This window comes from Methylobacterium sp. J-001 (assembly GCF_022829565.1).
Lineage (GTDB): Bacteria > Pseudomonadota > Alphaproteobacteria > Rhizobiales > Beijerinckiaceae > Methylobacterium.
In genome coordinates, this window is sequence record NZ_JAKSYN010000099.1 from 17,795 (window position 1) to 34,637 (window position 16,843).

The 16,843-nt window shown below is 70.0% G+C and carries 12 protein-coding genes, 1 tRNA gene and 2 rRNA genes; 5 read left to right on the plus strand and 10 right to left on the minus strand.

The window, feature by feature from the left end:
* Window positions 1–58 precede the first annotated feature (58 nt).
* Entirely contained in the window at window positions 59–1,006 is a 948-nt protein-coding gene (locus MKK65_RS10960; protein ID WP_243957667.1) for a dihydrodipicolinate synthase family protein, read from the plus strand.
* A 66-nt stretch (window positions 1,007–1,072) separates the two neighbouring features.
* Here MKK65_RS10960 and MKK65_RS10965 read toward each other — a convergent pair whose 3' ends face one another.
* Both MKK65_RS10965 and MKK65_RS10970 read right to left on the minus strand, forming a co-directional pair.
* Window positions 1,073–3,502: a membrane-bound PQQ-dependent dehydrogenase, glucose/quinate/shikimate family gene (locus tag MKK65_RS10965; RefSeq protein WP_243957669.1), complete on the minus strand. Its 2,430-nt coding sequence runs from the start codon at window positions 3,500–3,502 to the stop codon at window positions 1,073–1,075.
* A 160-nt stretch (window positions 3,503–3,662) separates the two neighbouring features.
* The gene (locus MKK65_RS10970; RefSeq protein WP_243957671.1) at window positions 3,663–4,937 is read right to left on the minus strand and encodes an efflux RND transporter periplasmic adaptor subunit; all 1,275 of its coding nucleotides are present in this window, start codon (window positions 4,935–4,937) and stop codon (window positions 3,663–3,665) included.
* 263 nt (window positions 4,938–5,200) lie between these two features.
* Between MKK65_RS10970 and MKK65_RS10975 the strand changes: the two genes are divergently transcribed.
* From MKK65_RS10975 to purD, 3 genes are all read left to right on the plus strand, one after another.
* Window positions 5,201–6,430 carry an oxalate decarboxylase family bicupin gene (locus tag MKK65_RS10975; protein ID WP_243957673.1) on the plus strand — a complete coding sequence of 410 codons (1,230 nt, stop codon included), beginning with the start codon at window positions 5,201–5,203 and terminating at the stop codon, window positions 6,428–6,430.
* Window positions 6,431–6,505: 75 nt separating this feature from the next.
* Window positions 6,506–6,814 carry a hypothetical protein gene (locus tag MKK65_RS10980; RefSeq protein ID WP_243957675.1) on the plus strand — a complete coding sequence of 103 codons (309 nt, stop codon included), beginning with the start codon at window positions 6,506–6,508 and terminating at the stop codon, window positions 6,812–6,814.
* A 94-nt stretch (window positions 6,815–6,908) separates the two neighbouring features.
* Window positions 6,909–8,186 (plus strand): phosphoribosylamine--glycine ligase, encoded by a 1,278-nt coding sequence (gene purD, locus MKK65_RS10985; RefSeq protein WP_243957677.1) that lies wholly within the window; start codon window positions 6,909–6,911, stop codon window positions 8,184–8,186.
* A 111-nt stretch (window positions 8,187–8,297) separates the two neighbouring features.
* Here purD and ggt read toward each other — a convergent pair whose 3' ends face one another.
* Both ggt and MKK65_RS10995 read right to left on the minus strand, forming a co-directional pair.
* The gene (gene ggt, locus MKK65_RS10990) at window positions 8,298–10,067 is read right to left on the minus strand and encodes a gamma-glutamyltransferase (protein WP_243957679.1); all 1,770 of its coding nucleotides are present in this window, start codon (window positions 10,065–10,067) and stop codon (window positions 8,298–8,300) included.
* A 218-nt stretch (window positions 10,068–10,285) separates the two neighbouring features.
* On the minus strand, window positions 10,286–11,296 hold the full coding sequence (locus MKK65_RS10995; protein ID WP_243957680.1) for a 1-aminocyclopropane-1-carboxylate deaminase: 1,011 nt from the start codon (window positions 11,294–11,296) through the stop codon (window positions 10,286–10,288).
* A 197-nt stretch (window positions 11,297–11,493) separates the two neighbouring features.
* On the opposite strand from MKK65_RS10995, the gene MKK65_RS11000 reads away from it, so the two are divergent.
* Complete coding sequence (locus tag MKK65_RS11000; protein WP_058194928.1) at window positions 11,494–11,958, plus strand: Lrp/AsnC family transcriptional regulator; 465 nt, start codon at window positions 11,494–11,496, stop codon at window positions 11,956–11,958.
* An 80-nt stretch (window positions 11,959–12,038) separates the two neighbouring features.
* Here the strand turns inward: MKK65_RS11000 and MKK65_RS11005 are convergent, their stop codons facing one another.
* The 6 genes from MKK65_RS11005 to MKK65_RS11030 form a co-directional block, all read right to left on the minus strand.
* Window positions 12,039–13,382 (minus strand): replication-associated recombination protein A, encoded by a 1,344-nt coding sequence (locus tag MKK65_RS11005; protein WP_243957682.1) that lies wholly within the window; start codon window positions 13,380–13,382, stop codon window positions 12,039–12,041.
* An 87-nt stretch (window positions 13,383–13,469) separates the two neighbouring features.
* The gene (locus MKK65_RS11010; RefSeq protein WP_243957685.1) at window positions 13,470–14,927 is read right to left on the minus strand and encodes a Do family serine endopeptidase; all 1,458 of its coding nucleotides are present in this window, start codon (window positions 14,925–14,927) and stop codon (window positions 13,470–13,472) included.
* Window positions 14,928–15,056: 129 nt separating this feature from the next.
* On the minus strand, window positions 15,057–15,554 hold the full coding sequence (locus MKK65_RS11015) for a MucR family transcriptional regulator (RefSeq protein WP_058194931.1): 498 nt from the start codon (window positions 15,552–15,554) through the stop codon (window positions 15,057–15,059).
* A 739-nt stretch (window positions 15,555–16,293) separates the two neighbouring features.
* A tRNA-Met gene (locus MKK65_RS11020) sits at window positions 16,294–16,370 on the minus strand.
* 109 nt (window positions 16,371–16,479) lie between these two features.
* Window positions 16,480–16,595, minus strand: a 5S ribosomal RNA gene (rrf, locus tag MKK65_RS11025).
* Between the two features lie 142 nt (window positions 16,596–16,737).
* Window positions 16,738–16,843, minus strand: a 23S ribosomal RNA gene (locus MKK65_RS11030); the annotation flags it as partial.

A 16,843-nucleotide genomic window follows, 5' to 3' on the forward strand; every position in this document is an offset into this window, starting at 1 on the left:
GCCCGCGCGGCCGCCCCCTCGGCTGCCCCCTTGCCGCGCGACGGAGGACAGAACCGGCATGCCCCTCACCAGCGATCTCCGCGGCGTCGTGCCGATCGCCCCGACGCCGTTCCACCCGGACGGCCGGATCGACGAAGTCTCCCTCGACCGGATGACCGACTTCTTCGGGGCTTCGGGGGTCGACGGCCTGACCATCCTCGGCCAGCTCGGCGAGGCGGGTAAGCTCGACCATGACGAAGGGCTCGCCGTCGCGAAACAGGTCCTCAAGCGCACCCGGCTGCCGGTGATCGTCGGCGTGACGGCGCCGGGCTTCGCGGCCATGCGGGCGCTCGCCCGCGAGGTGATGGCGATGGGCGCGGCCGGCGTGATGATCGCGCCGCCCAACACTCTGCGCACCGACGACCAGGTGGTCGGCTATTACCGCAACGCCGCCGAGGCGATCGGGCCGGACGTGCCCTTCGTGCTCCAGGACTACCCCCTCACCTTCTCGGTTCAGATGACGCCGGCAGTGATCCGCCGGATCGTGTCCGAGAACCCCTCCTGCGTGATGCTCAAGCACGAGGACTGGCCGGGACTGGAAAAAATCTCGACCCTGCGGGGTTTCGAGGCCGACGGCGCGATGCGCCACATCGCGATCCTGGTCGGCAATGGCGGCCTGTTCCTGGATTTCGAGACCGAGCGCGGCGCCGACGGGGCCAATACCGGCTACGCCTTCCCGGAGATGCTGGTCGACGTGGTCCGTCTCGGCCGGGCGGGGGAGCGCGACGCCGCCCACGACCTGTTCGACGCCCATCTGCCCTACCTGCGCTACGAGCAGCAGCAGGGCCCGCTGGGGCTCGCGGTGCGCAAATACGTGTTCCAGCGCCGGGGAATCTTTGCCTCCGACGCCCAGCGCAAGCCGTCCCAGGCGCTCACCCCGCAGGCCAAGGTCGAAATCGAGTACCTGCTGGCCCGCCTCGCCCGCACGGATGCGCGGGCGAAGCTGATGGATTCACGAGCTCTGTGACCTGTCAGGGCTCCGCCCTGACGACCCGCCAAAGGGCTCAGCCCTTTGGAAACCCCATCCAGGCGCTCAGTCGAGCCGGTAGGCGATGACCGAGTCGCCCGGCGTGGTGCCCAGCGAGCCGTGGCCGCCGGCGGCGATGACCACGTATTGCTTGCCGTCCTTGCCCCGGTAGGTCATCGGCGTCGCCTGGCCGCCCGCGGGCAGCTTCATGGACCAGAGGGTCTCGCCGGTCTGCATGTCGTAGCCGCGGATCAGGTCGTCCAGGGCTGCCCCCGCGAAGGCGACCCCGCCGGCCGTGGTCAGGGTGCCGCCATGGGCGAGCATGCCCATCTCGAACGGGATCGGGAAGGTGACGCCGGCGACCTTCTGCCCGGCCACGGTGCCGTTGCGGTGCTTCCACACGGTGGTGCCGTCCGCGAGGTTCACCCCGACCCGCACGCCCCAGGGCGGCGCGTTGCAGGGCACGCCGAGCCCCGAGCGCATATGGGCGATCGACACCGCGTAGGGGCCGCCGAGATTCTCGTTGCCGGGCTTCGAATTCGGGTCGCCCGGGAACATCCGCTTGTTCGGCTCGCCCACGGGGCGCCGGACCAGCTGGTAGATGTAGGGCAGGTATTGCGGTGTCGCGATCATCCAGTGGTTGACCGGATCGACGGCCACGGAGCCCCAGTTGAACACCCCGATATTGCCCGGCCACACGAGCGAGCCCCCCGAGGCCTGCGGCGGCGTGAACGGGTTGCCGTCGTAGCGGTTCGACCGGAACGCGATCCGGCACTGGATCTGATCGAAGGGCGTCGTGCCCCACATGGCGGCCTCGGTCAGCGGCGCCGGGGTGAAGCGCAGCGCCGACATCGGCTGGGTGGGCGCGAGCGTCTCGCCCGGGATGTCGGTCTGCGTCGAGACCTTGACCTGCTCCACCGGGACGATCGGCGCGCCGGTGCGGCGGTCCAGCACCCAGACGTTGCCGATCTTGGTCGGGATCAGGATCGCCGGCACCGCGGCGCCCTGGTGCGGCAGGGTCAGCAGCACCGGCTGGGACGGGTTGTCCCGGTCCCAGAGGTCGTGCGCCGCGGTCTGGAACTTCCAGATCAGCCGGCCGGTCTTCAGGTCGAGGGCCGCCAGGGCGTCGATGAAGGCCTCGTCCTCCTTGGAGCGCGACACGCCGACCTGGTCGGGCGACCGGTTGCCGAACGGCACGTAGACCTGGCCTAAGCCTTCGTCGGCCGCGAGCTGGGTCCAGGCCACCGCCGAGTTCGGCTCGTAGAGTTCGCCGGCCTTGAGCGGCGCGGTGTCGTCGGGCTTGCCGGCGTCGAACTTCCACACGATCGCGCCGGTGCGCACGTCGTAGGCGCGGATCGCCCCCGACGGGTTGGTCTCGTAGTAATTGTCGGCGATGGCGCTGCCGAGGATCACGAGGTCCCGGGTCACCAGCGGCGCCGAGGTCTCCTGGTAGGTCGCCCGCTGCAGGCCGGGCATCTGCGCCTTCAGATCGACCGCGCCGTCGGTGCCGAAGCTCTTGCACGGGGTGCCGGTATCGGCGTTCAGGGCGTAGAGCTTGGCGTCCACCGAGGCCGCGATGATCCGGCGCGGGCATTCGGCGATGGCCGCCGCGACCGCCTGGGCCTGAGCCGGATCGGTTTCGGCCGGCGCCACGTACGTGGCGGAGTCGTTGTAGGACACGCCGCGGCAGGTCTGGTGCTGGTACTGGGCGTCCCGCTGCATCTTGGGATCGAAGGACCAGACCACGCGGCCGGTCTCCGGCTCCAGGGCCCGGACGATGCTGTGCGGGGTGCAGAAATACAGCAGCCCGTTCACCTTGATGGGCGTCGCCTCGAAGGTGTATTCCTTCGAATCCTTGCTGTCGCCCTCGCGCAGGTCGCCGGTATGGTGCTCCCAGGCCACCGTGAGGCCGCGGACGTTGCCGGTGTTGATGTCCTTCAGCGCCGAGTAGCGCTGCCCGAGATTGGTGCCGCCATACGCGACCCAGTCGTCCGCCGGATAGGCGACGCCGCTCGGATCGACCGCGGCGTTCCCGGCCTGCGCGACCTTCGGCAGGCTGCCCTTCGTCTCCACCGGATCGACGAACCACGCCGCAACGCCCAGGATCGCCAGGAGCGCCACGACGGCGCGCAAAGCCAGTGGCCCGTTGCCCAGGCCCGGCGCCCAGGGGCTTTTCGGCGCGTTCCGCAGGCCCCCCGGCACGAACGGCAGAGACAAGAGCAGGCCGAGGGCCAGGATCAGCGCGCCGCGCGGGATCCACTGCCACTTGTCGAACCCGACCTCGTGGATCGTCCAGGCGAAGGCGGCCGCCAGGGTGAGCGCGTAGAGCCAGAAGCCGCTCTGGCGGCGCCGGGCGAGCTGGATCCCGGCGGCGAGCAGGCCGAGGCCGATTGCCGTGTAGAACGGCGATCCACCGACCGCCGCAAGTTTGTATCCGAAGCCGATCAGGGATAATCCTAGTATAGCGGTCAATAATCCCAGAAATTTGACTGCCATGTCATTGCGTTCCGCTCTCGTGATCCGGGAAAAGCTGGGATCTTGGGGCGTCGCCCGGCGAAATACGCGCGCGATGCTCCGAGTCGGGCGGCTTATCTTCGCTGTAGCTGGTCTCAGGCTGTGCAGTTCGTACGGGGGCGGGGCCGCACCGGGGCTGCGCTCACGTCCTGGCCTTGCCCTCCGGCCGCAGCGCGACCGGGTCGCCGTCGCGCAGCGAGGCCGGCGGTCCGACCACGACCTGCTCGCCGCCGCTGAGGCCCGTGCGCAGCTCCAGCACCGTCCCGGTCTGGCGGAAGATCGTGACCGGGCGCATCCGCACCACCAGGCCCCCGTCCTGCCCCGCCTCCACCACCGCCACCCGCGTCCCGGCCTGGTCGAAGATCAGGGCGTCGTTCGGCACCGACACGGCGGGGGCGACCCGGGGGATCGCGAGCGTCAGGGTGATGTAGAGGCCGGCCTGCAGGGCGCGGTCCGGGTTGGGGATGTCGACCTGCGTCACCAGAATGCGCGAGGCGTAGAGGAGTGTGGACGACGAGCGCGAGACCCGGCCGGGGAAGACCTTCCCGGGGAGCTGGGCCACCTCGGCCTGGGCCTCCAGGCCGTCGCGAACGCCGTCGGCCGCGTAGAGCGGCACGTTCACGGCCATGCGCAGCACGTCGTCCCGGGCCAGGGTCAGCAGCGGCAGGCCGGTGTTGGTGTCGGCCGTGACCGCGTCGCCGACATCGGTGTTGCGGGTGGTCACGACCCCGTCGAAGGGCGCGCGGATCTCCTCGAACCCGGTCAGGACCTTGAGCCGGGCGACCTGGGCCTCCTGGGCGGCGATGTTGGCCTCGGCGACCTTCACGGCCGCTTTGACCGCATCGACATTGGCGCCCTGCGCCAGCACCCCGGCCTGCGCGGTGTCGGCGTTCTGCCGGGTCTCGGCCCCGGTGCCGGCCAGCGTCGAGGTCCGCCGGTTGGTCACGTCCGCGAGGTGGCGGTTGGCCTCGGCCTGATCGACCATGGCGCGGGCCTGGATCAGCGCCGCCTGCAATTGCAGGATCTGCGACTGTGCCTGGACGAGCTGCTGGTCGAGGTCCGGGGCGCTGATCCGGAAGAGCAGGTCGCCCCTCTTCACATGTGTGCCGATATCGACCTTGCGCTCGACGATGTAGCCGGTCGCCCGGGGATAGAGGCTCGCCGTGTCGAAGGCCTGGGTGGTGCCGGTCTGGGTCAGGCTGAGGGTGTCGGAGGCCCGCTGGGCCTTGGCGACCCGCACGGTCTGCGGTTTCTTGACGGCCGCCTGAGACGGCGGGCTCGCCGCCCGGGACGGGTCCGGCCAGTGGCGGTAGCCCAGGAGGCCGAGGCCCGCCAGCGCCAGCAGGGCGACCCACAGGCGGCCGCGCCGTGCGGGGCCGCCGGCCTCGCCCGCCGCTGAACTGTCCCGGTCCGCCATCCTGGTCCTCGGGTCACGCTGCGTGTCCTGCGTCACGCCGGCGACCCGCCCTGCGGCCGGCCGGGACGCATCCCATCGTGTATTCAATTCATAGACCACGCCCGGGGTCCGGGCGAGATGCCGCAGTGCACGATCATGTGCTGGATCCTCCCGTGCCGCGGCCGGTTACCCGGCGACAGGGCTGGATCCTGCCCGTGTTCCATGCACGCTGACGCCGGACCGGTCCCCGTTTCGGCGATGCGCGCTCACGAGACCGAGACGCGATGACCGAGATTTCCCGGCGTTCCATGATCGCCGCCGCGGGCGGTGCGATGATGGCCTCCCCGGCCCTGGCGCAGCCCGCCGCCGCCCGCGCCGCCCCCCTGCCCGAGCGCGGCGCGAAGGGCGCCGACATCCTGGGCCCGACCAACGACCCCCGGGCCGCCGAGGAGCCGTTCACCCTGGCCCCCCCGGCCACCGACCACGGCACGATGCCGAACCTGAAATGGTCGTTCAGCGACAGCCACATGCGGCTCGAGGACGGCGGCTGGGCGCGCCAGACCACTTTGCGCGAGCTGCCGATCTCCAAGGCCATGGCCGGGGTCAACATGCGGCTCAAGGCCGGCGCCGTCCGCGAGATGCACTGGCACAAGGAGGCCGAGTGGTCCTACATGATCAAGGGCAAGGCCCGGATCACCGCGGTCGACCAGGACGGGCGCACCTTCGCGGACGATGTCGGCGAGGGCGACCTCTGGTACTTTCCGGGCGGCATCCCGCACTCGATCCAGGGGCTTTCGGCCGACGGGATCGACGGCTGCGAGTTCCTGCTGGTGTTCGACGACGGCAGCTTCTCGGAGGATTCGACCTTCCTGCTCACGGACTGGCTGGCCCACACCCCGAAGGACATCCTGGCCAAGAACCTCGGCGTGCCCGAGAGCGCGCTGGGCAAGATCCCCGAGAAGGAGCTCTACATCTTCCCGGGTCCGACGCCCGGCCCGCTCTCGGCCGACCTCATGGGGGGCGCCGGCCAGATCCCAAAAACCTTCAGCCACCGGATGCTGGCGCAGGAGCCGATCCGCACCCGGAGCGGGCGCGTGCGGATCACCGATTCCACGGTGTTCCCGGCCTCGGCGACGATCGCGGCGGCTTTGGTCGAGGTCGAGCCCGGCGGCATGCGCGAGCTGCATTGGCACCCCAACGGCGACGAGTGGCAGTACTACCTCTCGGGCCAGGGCCGGATGACGGTGTTCGGCTCGGAATCGAAGGCCCGCACCTTCGACTACCAGGCCGGCGACGTCGGCTACGTGCCCTACGCCATGGGCCACTACATCGAGAACACCGGCGACACGACGCTGACCTTCCTGGAGATGTTCAAGAGCCCGCGCTACGCTGACATCTCGCTGAACCAGTGGCTGGCGCTGACCCCGCATCCCCTGGTGCAGGCGCATACCGGGCTGGATCCCAAGCAGATCGACGCCCTGCCGCAGACCAAGGCGCCGGTGGTGCCGAGTTGACGCGGCCAGGAACCTGATCGAGCCTGGATGCGTCGATGGGATGGACAATATTCAGGCCTGATCATGGAGAGATCGATGCGCGCCCTCGCTCGCGCGTTCCTCGTCCTGGCGCTCGCCCTCCCGGCGGGCGCCGCCCGGGCGCAGGTGCAGCCGAACGACCCGAACGCGGCCAATTCCTCGTTCGCCCTGCAGAGCCAGATCCGCACCCTCAACCAGCAGCGGGTCTCCGACTACAACACGTTGAACCAGCAGTTTCAGCGCAACGTCCAGTTCCAGCCCCACGCGCCGGTCTACGGCGTCTACGGCGGGCGCCGGGTCGGCCGGCACGGGATCGTGCGGGCGCCCCGGGGCGGGCTCAACACGAGCGTGTGCATCGGCTGCTGACCGATGGGGGTTCGGGCATAGCGGGGACAGCCCGAAAAAACCCTTTTCCCGTCCGCATGCTTGGCCCAGAAGCTGGGCCCATGGTGGCGCGCGCATGAACATTCTGCTGATCGGCTCGGGGGGGCGCGAGCACGCGCTGGCCTGGCGTCTGGCCAAGAGCCCGCTCTGTACCCGCCTGTTCACGGCGCCGGGCAATCCCGGCACCGCCCGGCACGGCACCAACCTGCCGGACCTCACGATCACCGACCACGCCGCGGTAGCGGCCTTCTGCGCCGCCGAATCCATCGGCCTCGTGGTGGTGGGCCCCGAGGCGCCGCTGGTGGCCGGGCTGGTCGACGACCTGAAGATCGCCGGGATCCGCACCTTCGGGCCGACCCGCGACGCCGCGCGGCTCGAAGGCTCCAAGGGCTTCACCAAGGATCTCTGCGCCGCCTGCGGCATCCCCACCGCCGCCTTCGCGCGCTTCACCGAACTCGAGCCGGCCCTCGCCTATGTCCGCCGGCAGGGCGCTCCGATCGTCGTGAAGGCCGACGGGCTCGCCGCCGGCAAGGGCGTCACCGTCGCCGAGACCCTGGACCAGGCCGAGGACGCCCTCACGTCGCTCTTCGAAGAGCCCGGCGCCGAGGTGGTGGTCGAGGAATGTCTCTTCGGCGAGGAGGCGAGCTTCTTCGCGTTGTGCGACGGCACCCGGGCGATCCCGCTCGGCACTGCGCAGGACCACAAGCGCGTGTTCGACGGCGACCGCGGCCCCAACACCGGCGGCATGGGCGCCTATTCCCCGGCCCGGGTCGTGACCCCGGAGATCGAGGCCCGGATCATGGCTGAGATCATAATGCCGACGCTGGCCGGCATGCGGGCGCGCGGCTGCCCGTTCACCGGCATCCTCTACGCCGGCCTGATGCTCACTGCGGACGGCCCCAAGCTGATCGAGTACAACACCCGCTTCGGCGATCCCGAGGCGCAGGTGCTGATGCCCCGCCTCGCCTCCGACCTCGTGCCGGCCCTGCTCTCGGCGAGCGAAGGCGACCTCTCCGGGGTCACGCTCGAATTCGATCCCCACCGGGCCGCCCTCACCGTGGTGATGGCCGCGGCCGGCTATCCCGGCGCCGTGGTCCGGGGCTCGGCGATCCGGGGCATCGCGGCGGCCGAGGGCGATGATGTGGTCGTGTTCCAGGCCGGCACCCGGGCCGAGGGCGGGCAATTGCTCGCCGATGGCGGCCGGGTGCTGGCGGTCACGGCGCTCGGCGACAGCGTCACCGACGCCAAGGACCGCGCCTATGCGGCGGTAGCCCGGATCGACTGGCCGGAGGGCTTCTGCCGCAGGGACATCGGTTTCCGCGAAGTCGCCCGGGAAGCCGCCGCGCGGGGCTAAAGTCCTGGTTTCAAAAGGTCCGGGACCTTTTGCGGGTGCGGGCGGAGCCCGCTGTCTTCAGGGGCTCCGCCCCCCCAACCCCCGCCAAAGGGCTTGCCCTTTGGGAGCCCGTTACTCGCCGATCGCGGCGCCGGCCGGCCGCCGGTTGTCGTTGGCGCCGTAGAGCAGGCCCGGGCGCATCCGCTCGGTGCGGGTCGCGTCGTTGCCCGAGGTGGCCACGTCGGCGGCATCCGGCACGGCGGCGCGGATTGCGATCAGCTCCTGTGCGCCCCAGGGTTTCTGCTCGACGATCGTGTGGCCCATGCCGCGCAGGATACCTTGCGTGTCCGCCGAGAGCGCGAAGGGCTCGGCATAGACCGTGTCGGGCAGCCACTGATGATGGATCCGCGGGGCGTCCACCGCCGCCTGCGGCTCCATGCCGAAATCCAAGACGTTGATGAGCGTCTGGGCGTTGATCGTGATGATCCGCGAGCCTCCCGGCGAGCCCGCCACCAGGGCGACCTTGCCGTCGCGCAGCACGATGGTCGGCGCCATGGACGAGAGCGGGCGCTTGCCCGGCGCGATCGCGTTCCGGGTGCCCTGGACGAGGCCGAACAGGTTCGGCACGCCGGGCTTGACGGTGAAATCGTCCATCTCGTCGTTGAGGAAGAACCCGGTGTCGCCGGCCATCACCCCGGCGCCGAAATAGCCGTTGATCGTGTAGGTCAGCGAGACCGCGTTGCCGGCCTTGTCCATCACCGAGATATGGGTGGTCTCGGGCTTCTCCTGCGGGAGGTTTTCGGGATCCGGGCGGATCTCCGCCGACGGGGTCGCCCGGTCCGGCCGGATCGTGGCCCGGAGCTGCTCGGCGTAAGCCCGCGACAGCAGGCGCGCCACGGGATTGGCCCCGAAATCCGGGTCGCCCAGCAGGATGTTGCGGTCGGCATAGGCGCGCCGCATCGCCTCGACCATCAGGTGCACGGTCCGGGCGGAATTGAACCCCGCCGCCCGCAGGTCGTAGCCGTCGAGGATGCTCAAGATCTCGCAGAGCGTCGTGCCGCCGGACGAGGGCGGGGGCGCCGACAGGATGGTGGCGCCCCGGTAGCGGCAGGTCAGCGGCTCGGATTCGGTCACCGTGTAGGCGGCGAAGTCGGCCGCCGTCAGCAGCCCGCCTCCCGCCCGGGACGCCGCCTCGACCTGGCGGGGGATCTCGCCCTTGTAGAAGGCGTCCGAGCCGCCCTCGGCGATGGCCTGGAGGGTGTGGGCGAGGCCGGCCTGGACCATCCGGTCTCCGGGCCGCCAGGGGCCGCCATCCGGGCGCAGGAACACCCGCGCGACGTTGGCCTGCCCGGCGAACAGTTTTGTGCCGGATTCCAGGATGTCGGTGTCGCCGCGGGTGAGCACGAACCCGTCCCGGGCGAGCGCGACCGCCGGGGCCATCACCCGGGCCAGCGGCAGGGTCCCGTATTCGGCCAGCGCGGTGTTCAGGCCGAGCACGGTGCCGGGCACGCCCGCCGCCTTCCAGCCGCGCAGGCTCGCGCCCTTCACGACGCTGCCGGCGGCGTCGAGATACATGTCGCGGCTGGCCGCCCCGGGGGCCTTCTCGCGGAAATTGAGGAAGCGGCTCTGTCCGTCGGCCCGGTGCAGGACCAGGAAGCCGCCGCCACCGAGATTGCCGCAGCACGGGTTCACCACCGCCTCGGCATAGGCCACCGCCACCGCGGCATCGATGGCGTTGCCGCCGGCCTTCAGGATGTCGGCGCCCACCTGCGAGGCCAGGCGCTGGGACGACACCACCATGCCGGTCTCGGCCTCGACGGCCGGTCCCGAGGCGGCCCGCGCCCTGGGGCCTCCGAGGGCGACGAGAAAACCGAGGAGCAGCGCGCGTGCCGGTGCGATCATCCAGGCTCTCTCCGATGCGGGTCCGGCGCTACCATATAGGGGGCCGTGCGCCACAATCCGCTTCTCCAGCCCCCTCCCTCATCCTGAGGTGGCGCAGCGCAGCGGAGCCCTCGAAGGAGGGCTCCAGGAATCTCGCGCTTTCTGGAGGGCTCCTTCGATCGCCGGGCGCCTCAGGATGAGGGGGTTGCTGGGAGAGGCGGTTCGGCGGCCGAGCGCGATCAGCCGTTGCGGAACGTATAGCTGTAGCCGTTCAGCGCCGGCGCACCGCCGAGGTGGGCGTAGAGCACCTTCGAGCCCTTCGGGAAGAAACCCTTCTTCACGAGGTCGATCATGCCCTGCATGGATTTGCCCTCGTAGACCGGGTCGGTGATCATCCCTTCGAGCCGGGCCGAGAGCCGGATCGCCTCGACGGTCTCCTGCGAAGGCACGCCGTAGACCGGGTAGGCGTAATCCTCGTTGAGCACGACGTCGTCGGCGACGATGTCGCCCGCGCCGACCAGGGCGGCGGTGTTCCGGGCGATCTCGAGGACCTGGGCCTTGGTCTGGGCCGGGGTGCAGGAGGCGTCGATGCCGATGACGTTGCGGGCGCGCCCGTCCGCGGAAAAGCCGACCAGCATGCCGGCATGGGTCGAGCCGGTGACCGTGCAGACCACCACGTAGTCGAACGCCAAGCCCATCTCGGCCTCCTGCTTGCGCACCTCCTCGGCGAAGCCGACATAGCCGAGCCCGCCATACTTGTGCACCGAGGCGCCGGCCGGGATCGCGTAGGGCTTGCCGCCTTCGGCCTCGACCTCGGCCAGCGCGCGCTTCCAGCTGTCGCGGATGCCGATGTCGAAGCCGTCATCCACGAGCTGCGTCTGCGCGCCCATGATCCGCGACAGGAGGATGTTGCCGACCCGATCGTAGACGGCATCCTCGTGGGGCACCCAGGCTTCCTGGATCAGCCGGCACTTCATGCCGATCTTGGCCGCCACCGCCGCGACCATGCGGGTGTGGTTCGACTGGACGCCGCCGATCGAGACCAGGGTGTCCGCGCCGCTCTTGATCGCGTCCGGCACGATGTATTCGAGCTTGCGCAGCTTGTTGCCGCCATAGGCGAGGCCCGAATTGCAATCCTCGCGCTTGGCGTAGATCTCGACCTCACCCCCGAGATGGTCCGTGAGCCGCTTGAGCGGCTCGATCGGCGTCGGGCCGAAAGTCAGGGGGTAGCGCTCGAAGTCTTGCAGCATCGGGTCTCTCCGGGTCTTCCGGCCGCTGGGATCATGTTCCGCCCGGCGCGGCCGCCTTCGGGTTACGGCAGAAACCTAACCCGGATCGCCTGAAAGGTGCTCTCGATCTTGGTCTGCCGATGGCCGTCCACTTGCATCGATCGCCGCAGCGGACGAGAAATCATCCGGAAAGTTCCAAAAAAGTGAAAGAAACCGCCATGTCCGCAGGGCTCGACCGGATCGACCTCAAGATCCTGCGCCTGCTGCAGGCGGACGGGCGCATGGCCAATGCCGAGATCGCCGAGCGCTCGGGCACCAGCGCGGCCACCTGCCATCGCCGGATCCAGCGGCTGTTCACGGACGGGTTCGTGCGGGCGGTCCGGGCGCTGGTCGATCCGGCCCGGGTCGGCCGGGGTACCCTGGTCTTCGTCGGCGTCGTGCTCGACCGCTCGACGCCGGAGAGCTTTTCAGAATTCGAGGCGGCGGTGCGGGCGATCCCCGTGCTGCTCGACTGTCACCTTGTGGCCGGCGACTTCGACTACATCCTGAAGGTCCGCGTCTCTGACATGGCCGACTTCAACCGCCTCCACAGCGCCACGCTGATCGGCCTGCCGGGGGTGCGCCAGACCCGCACCTTCTTCGTGATGAAGGAGGTGATCGACAACGCGCCGCTGGACCTGTGAGGCGCGGGGCGCCGCATCAGGGCTCCGCCCTGATCACCCGCCAAAGGGCTGAGCCCTTTGGAAACCCATGACGGGCCGCCCTACCCTTCCCCGCGCCGCGCCTTGCGCAGGGCCTCCCAGTGGGCGAGGCGCTCGGCCAGGCGGGTCTCGTAGCCGCGCTCCGTGGGCGCGTAGAGGTGCTGGCGCCCGATGGCGTCCGGCCAGTAATCCTGGCCCGAGAAGGCGTCGGGCTCGTCGTGGTCGTAGCGGTAGCCCTCGCCGTAGCCGATCCGCTTCATCAGCTTGGTCGGCGCGTTGAGGATCGTGCGGGGCGGCGGCAGGGAGCCGGCCTCCTTGGCGAGCCGGGTCGCGGCCTTGTAGGCCGTGTAGACCGCGTTCGATTTCGGCGCGCAGGCCAGGTAGATCGCGGCCTGCGCCAGAGCGAGCTCGCCCTCCGGGCTGCCGAGGAAATCGAACGCGTCCTTGGCGGCGTTGGCCACCACCAGGGCCTGCGGGTCGGCGAGCCCGATATCCTCCACCGCCATCCGGACCAGCCGGCGGGCGATGAACAGCCGGTCCTCGCCCGCATCGAGCATCCGGCACAGATAGTAGAGCGCCGCATCCGGATCCGAGCCGCGCACGGTCTTATGCAGCGCCGAGATCAGGTTGTAGTGGCCCTCCTGGGCCTTATCGTAGATCGGCGCCCGCCGCTGCACGATCTCCTGCAGCGCCTCGGCATCGAGGGTCTCCCCCGGGCCGGCGGAGCGCCAGACCTCTTCGGCGAGCGTCAGCGCCGCGCGGCCATCGCCGTCGGCCATCCGGACCAGCACGCCCCGCGCCTCTTCGGTGAGCGGCAGGGCTTGGCCGGTCAGCGCCTCGGCCCGGACCAGCAGCCGTGCGATTGCGCCCGGGTCGAGCGCCCGGAACAGCAGCACCCGGGCCCGCGACAGCAGGGCGGCGTTGAGCTCGAAGGATGGGTTTTCCGTGGTGGCGCCGACCAGCGTGACCGTGCCGTCTTCCATCACCGGCAGGAAGGCGTCGAGCTGCGCCCGGTTGAACCGGTGGATCTCGTCGACGAACAGCAGGGTCGCCTGCCCGGTCGCCCGGCGCTTGCGCGCGGCCTCGAACACCTTGCGCAGGTCGGGGACGCCGGAAAAGATCGCCGAGATCTGCTCGAAATGCAGGTCGGTGCCCTGGGCCAGGAGCCGCGCCACCGTGGTCTTGCCGGTGCCGGGCGGCCCCCAGAAGATCAGCGACCCGAGGCTGCGTCCCCGAAGGAGGCGGGTGAGCGCCCCGCCCTCCCCGGTCAGGTGCTCCTGGCCGACGACCTCCGCCAGACTCTGCGGGCGCAGCCGATCGGCGAGCGGGCGGCTTGCCTCCGCGACGGGGGCGTGGCCGGAATCCGGTGCCGATGGAGGCTCGGCGGAGGCGAACAGGTCGGACATCCGTGCATCAACACCGGGCCCGGCAGCAGGCGCAACCCGGGATCCGGGCCTTGCCCACGGCCAAGAGCCGGATGCGCGCCGTCCGGTTCAGCCCCCGAACACCGAGGTCATGATCTCGCCGTTGCGGTTGATCACGACCTCCCAGGAATTGAGGGTGTTGCGGGTGACCCGGTCCAGGTCCTTGGTGGTCGGCACCGGCACGCCGTTGACCGCCACGATGATGTCGCCCTTCTGCAGGCCGAGCCGGCCCGCGATCGAGCCCTCGTCCACCGCCTGCACGGCCACGCCCTCGGCCGGGAAATCGACCTGCAACTCCTCGGCCACCGCCGGCGAGGTGTTGACCAGGCTCGCACCCTGGAACGGCGAGCGGGTCTTCACCTTCAGCACGTCGCGCGGGCGCGTCTCCGGGGCGGGGGCGAGCTTGACCGTCACCGTCTGGCGGTTCGTGCCGCGCAGGATCCCGAAGCGGGTCTGGCCCTGGACGCCCTTGAGCGCGAAGCGGTAGCCGAACGCCTCCGGGTCGGCCACCTCTTGGTTGTCCACGGTGAGGATCAGGTCGCCGCGCTTCAGGCCCGCCTCGTCGGCGGGGCTCTTGGGCTGCAGGCTCGCCACCAGCACGCCGGTCGGGTGGTCGAGGCCCATGCTGTCGGCGATGTCCGGGGTGACGCTCTGGATGCGTGCACCGAGCCAGGGCCGGCGCACCACGGTCGCGCCGTCGCGGGCCGCATCGACCACCGCCTTGACCATGCCCACGGGGATGGCGAAGCCGATGCCGTGGCTGCCGCCGGATTGCGAGTAGATCGCGGTGTTGATGCCGACCAGCTGGCCGCGCAGGTCGACGAGCGCACCGCCCGAATTGCCCGGATTGATCGCCGCGTCGGTCTGGATGAAATACTGGTAGTCCGCCGAGCCGACCTGGGTCCGGGCCAGGGCCGAGACGATGCCCTGCGTCACCGTCTGGCCGACGCCGAACGGGTTGCCGATCGCCATCACGAAGTCGCCGACCTCCAGGGCGTCGGCATCGCCGAACGGCATCGGCACCAGGCCCTTCGGGGCCTCCTTGAGCTTGAGCACCGCCAGATCGGTGCGGGTGTCGCGCATCACGATCGTCGCCTCGAATTCCCGGCGGTCGGAGAGCGCGATGCGCACCTCGTTCATGTTGTCGATGACGTGGTTGTTGGTGATCACCAGGCCGTCGGCATCGACCAGCACCCCGGAGCCGAGGGACCGCTGGGCCCGGTCGCCCCGGGGGCCGCGGCCGCCCTCCGGCTCGCCGAAGAAGCGGCGCATGAACTCGTCCATGGCGCTGGCGCGCGCGGTGGAGCGCTTCTCGACATGGGAGGCGTAGACGTTCACCACCGAGGGCGCGGCCCGCTTCACCACCGGGGCGAAGGAGAGCTGGACGTCGCTGCGGCTCAGCGGCACCGTCTTGGCCGTCCCCTCCTTGGGGGCGGCCGGCGCCTCCGTGCGGGCCATCTGCGCTCCGGCGGGGCCGGCGGCCAGCAGGGTCGCGGCGAGGGCGGGCAGGACGAGGCGGATCAGCATGCAGGGCTCCGGCGGCGGGTCTGGCGCGCCGTCCGGATCGGCGGCGGCGTGCCGTGCGGCCTTACGCTATCGGAGCCGATTGCGGCAGGCCCACGACACCGTCGCCGCACGCCCGCAGACCTGAGCCGGTCAGGCGTCTTCCTTGCGGCGCGACGTCCGCTTCTTGGCGGCCTGGGGGGTGGGCTCGGGCTCAGGCTCGGGGGCCGGCGGCGCGGCGGATTTCCGACGCTGCTGGCCGAGGCCGAGCGAGCGGGCGAGCTGCGAGCGCTGCTCCGAATAGCTCTGGGCGGTCATCGGGTAATCGGGATCGAGGCCCCACTTGGCGCGATAGGCCTCCGGGGTCAGGCCCCGCAGGGTCAGATGGCGGCGCAGGGTCTTGTAGGGCTTGCCGTCCTCGAACGAGATCAGAAAATCGGGCGTCACCGAGCGCCGGATCTCCTGCGCGGTCGCCTTGCTGGGGGCCGCGGCGGCAGGGCTGCCGGCGCAGACGCTCTGGATCGCACCATGGATGTCGTTGAGGAGTTTCGGCAGATCCGAGCTCTGCACGTGGTTGTTGCTCACATAAGCCGAGACGATCTCGGATGCGAGCACGACGAAGCGGCTCTTATCGCCATCGGGTGGGGTCATATTGTGTACGCTGCCTTCTCGTGATGTCGAAACTGGCCAGAACGCAAGCACAGCGTCGCGATCCCGCAGGCCGATACAATCGCTTTTCGAAGACCCGTCAAGTCTCGAATTCAATGTCGCGCTATAGATCCAGGAGCGTGAAAGAATGGATGCTTTGCAGGATCAACCTCAAGGAAAGCGATGGCCTAGGACATTACTTGCGCGCAATCGAACGTGATGCGCCGGCGGGACTTCGGCGCCGCTCGGAATGCCGATCCTGGACTCGTTGGGGGAAGCAGGACTTGGTGTGTTGCGCGACGGATCTTGGCGCCGGGATCATGCTGCCAGGCAGAACGTCGGCATGCGCGCTCGACCACCGCACGGGCGCCATGTGCAACCCCAGCGTGCCTACAGTTGGGTGTGGGCAACAATCTCGCGGGCTGCTCGAGCGCGATCCGTCGTCCGCCCGGCCGTTCCGGAGCCAGCCCAGAGCGCGTCCCACGCGAGCTGGGCGGTGTCGGCGACGCGCCCCGGGAGCGTATCGCCATCGCGCTCGGAATCACGGAGTTCGAGCCGCCGCGACGGAGGGCCGAGCGATCAGATCGGATCCCGGCGTTCCAGGTTTAGCCGGAGCGGTTGATCGGCCGCGACGAGCTTGCGCGTTCGCTGCGTCTGGTCCTTGGAGGCGAGGGGCGCTGAGCCCCAAACGCAAAAACCCGGTCCGCGTGAGCGGGCCAGGTTCTGAATCGGTGTGTATGGTTGGTTGCGGGGACAGGATTTGAACCTGTGACCTTCAGGTTATGAGCCTGACGAGCTACCGGGCTGCTCCACCCCGCGCCAAGGTTGTGCGGCTGATCCGGTCTGGCTGTCCGCCTGTGTCGGGCGGGCTCCGGGGCCGTAGCGGTGATCGTGTTGAGGGGATGTTGGGTGTGATTGCGTTGTGCGGGTCTGGCGGCGACCGACTCTCCCGTGCCTTGAGACACAGTACCATGCGCGCTGGCGTGTTTAACGGCCGAGTTCGAGATGGGATCGGGTTCTGGGCACGCCGCTCAAGCCACCAGACCGGCGCAACGCAATTTGTTTCGGACTTCGCCTGCGCAGGGTGCTGCGACGGCGGGGTCCTCGTTCGGCAAGCATGCGGCAGCTGTCTGAGCTGCTGGTCTTCGTGTGACCGTATCGTGTGTCACGGACACGGATCACGGGAGCGATCAAGTCAATCGGGCGATTAGTACCGGTCGGCTCAACGCGTCACCGCGCTTGCACCCCCGGCCTATCGACGTGGTCGTCTTCCACGGCCCTCAAGGGAGGTC

Coding starts and splice junctions, on each gene's coding strand:
- MKK65_RS10965 (WP_243957669.1), bottom strand. CDS start 3,502: ATGGCAGTCAAATTTCTGGGATTATTGACCGCTATACTAGGATTATCC.
- MKK65_RS10970 (WP_243957671.1), bottom strand. CDS start 4,937: ATGGCGGACCGGGACAGTTCAGCGGCGGGCGAGGCCGGCGGCCCCGCA.
- MKK65_RS10995 (WP_243957680.1), bottom strand. CDS start 11,296: ATGCTGCAAGACTTCGAGCGCTACCCCCTGACTTTCGGCCCGACGCCG.
- MKK65_RS10975 (WP_243957673.1), top strand. CDS start 5,201: ATGACCGAGATTTCCCGGCGTTCCATGATCGCCGCCGCGGGCGGTGCG.
- MKK65_RS11015 (WP_058194931.1), bottom strand. CDS start 15,554: ATGACCCCACCCGATGGCGATAAGAGCCGCTTCGTCGTGCTCGCATCC.
- MKK65_RS11000 (WP_058194928.1), top strand. CDS start 11,494: ATGTCCGCAGGGCTCGACCGGATCGACCTCAAGATCCTGCGCCTGCTG.
- purD (WP_243957677.1), top strand. CDS start 6,909: ATGAACATTCTGCTGATCGGCTCGGGGGGGCGCGAGCACGCGCTGGCC.
- ggt (WP_243957679.1), bottom strand. CDS start 10,067: ATGATCGCACCGGCACGCGCGCTGCTCCTCGGTTTTCTCGTCGCCCTC.
- MKK65_RS10960 (WP_243957667.1), top strand. CDS start 59: ATGCCCCTCACCAGCGATCTCCGCGGCGTCGTGCCGATCGCCCCGACG.
- MKK65_RS10980 (WP_243957675.1), top strand. CDS start 6,506: ATGCGCGCCCTCGCTCGCGCGTTCCTCGTCCTGGCGCTCGCCCTCCCG.
- MKK65_RS11010 (WP_243957685.1), bottom strand. CDS start 14,927: ATGCTGATCCGCCTCGTCCTGCCCGCCCTCGCCGCGACCCTGCTGGCC.
- MKK65_RS11005 (WP_243957682.1), bottom strand. CDS start 13,382: ATGTCCGACCTGTTCGCCTCCGCCGAGCCTCCATCGGCACCGGATTCC.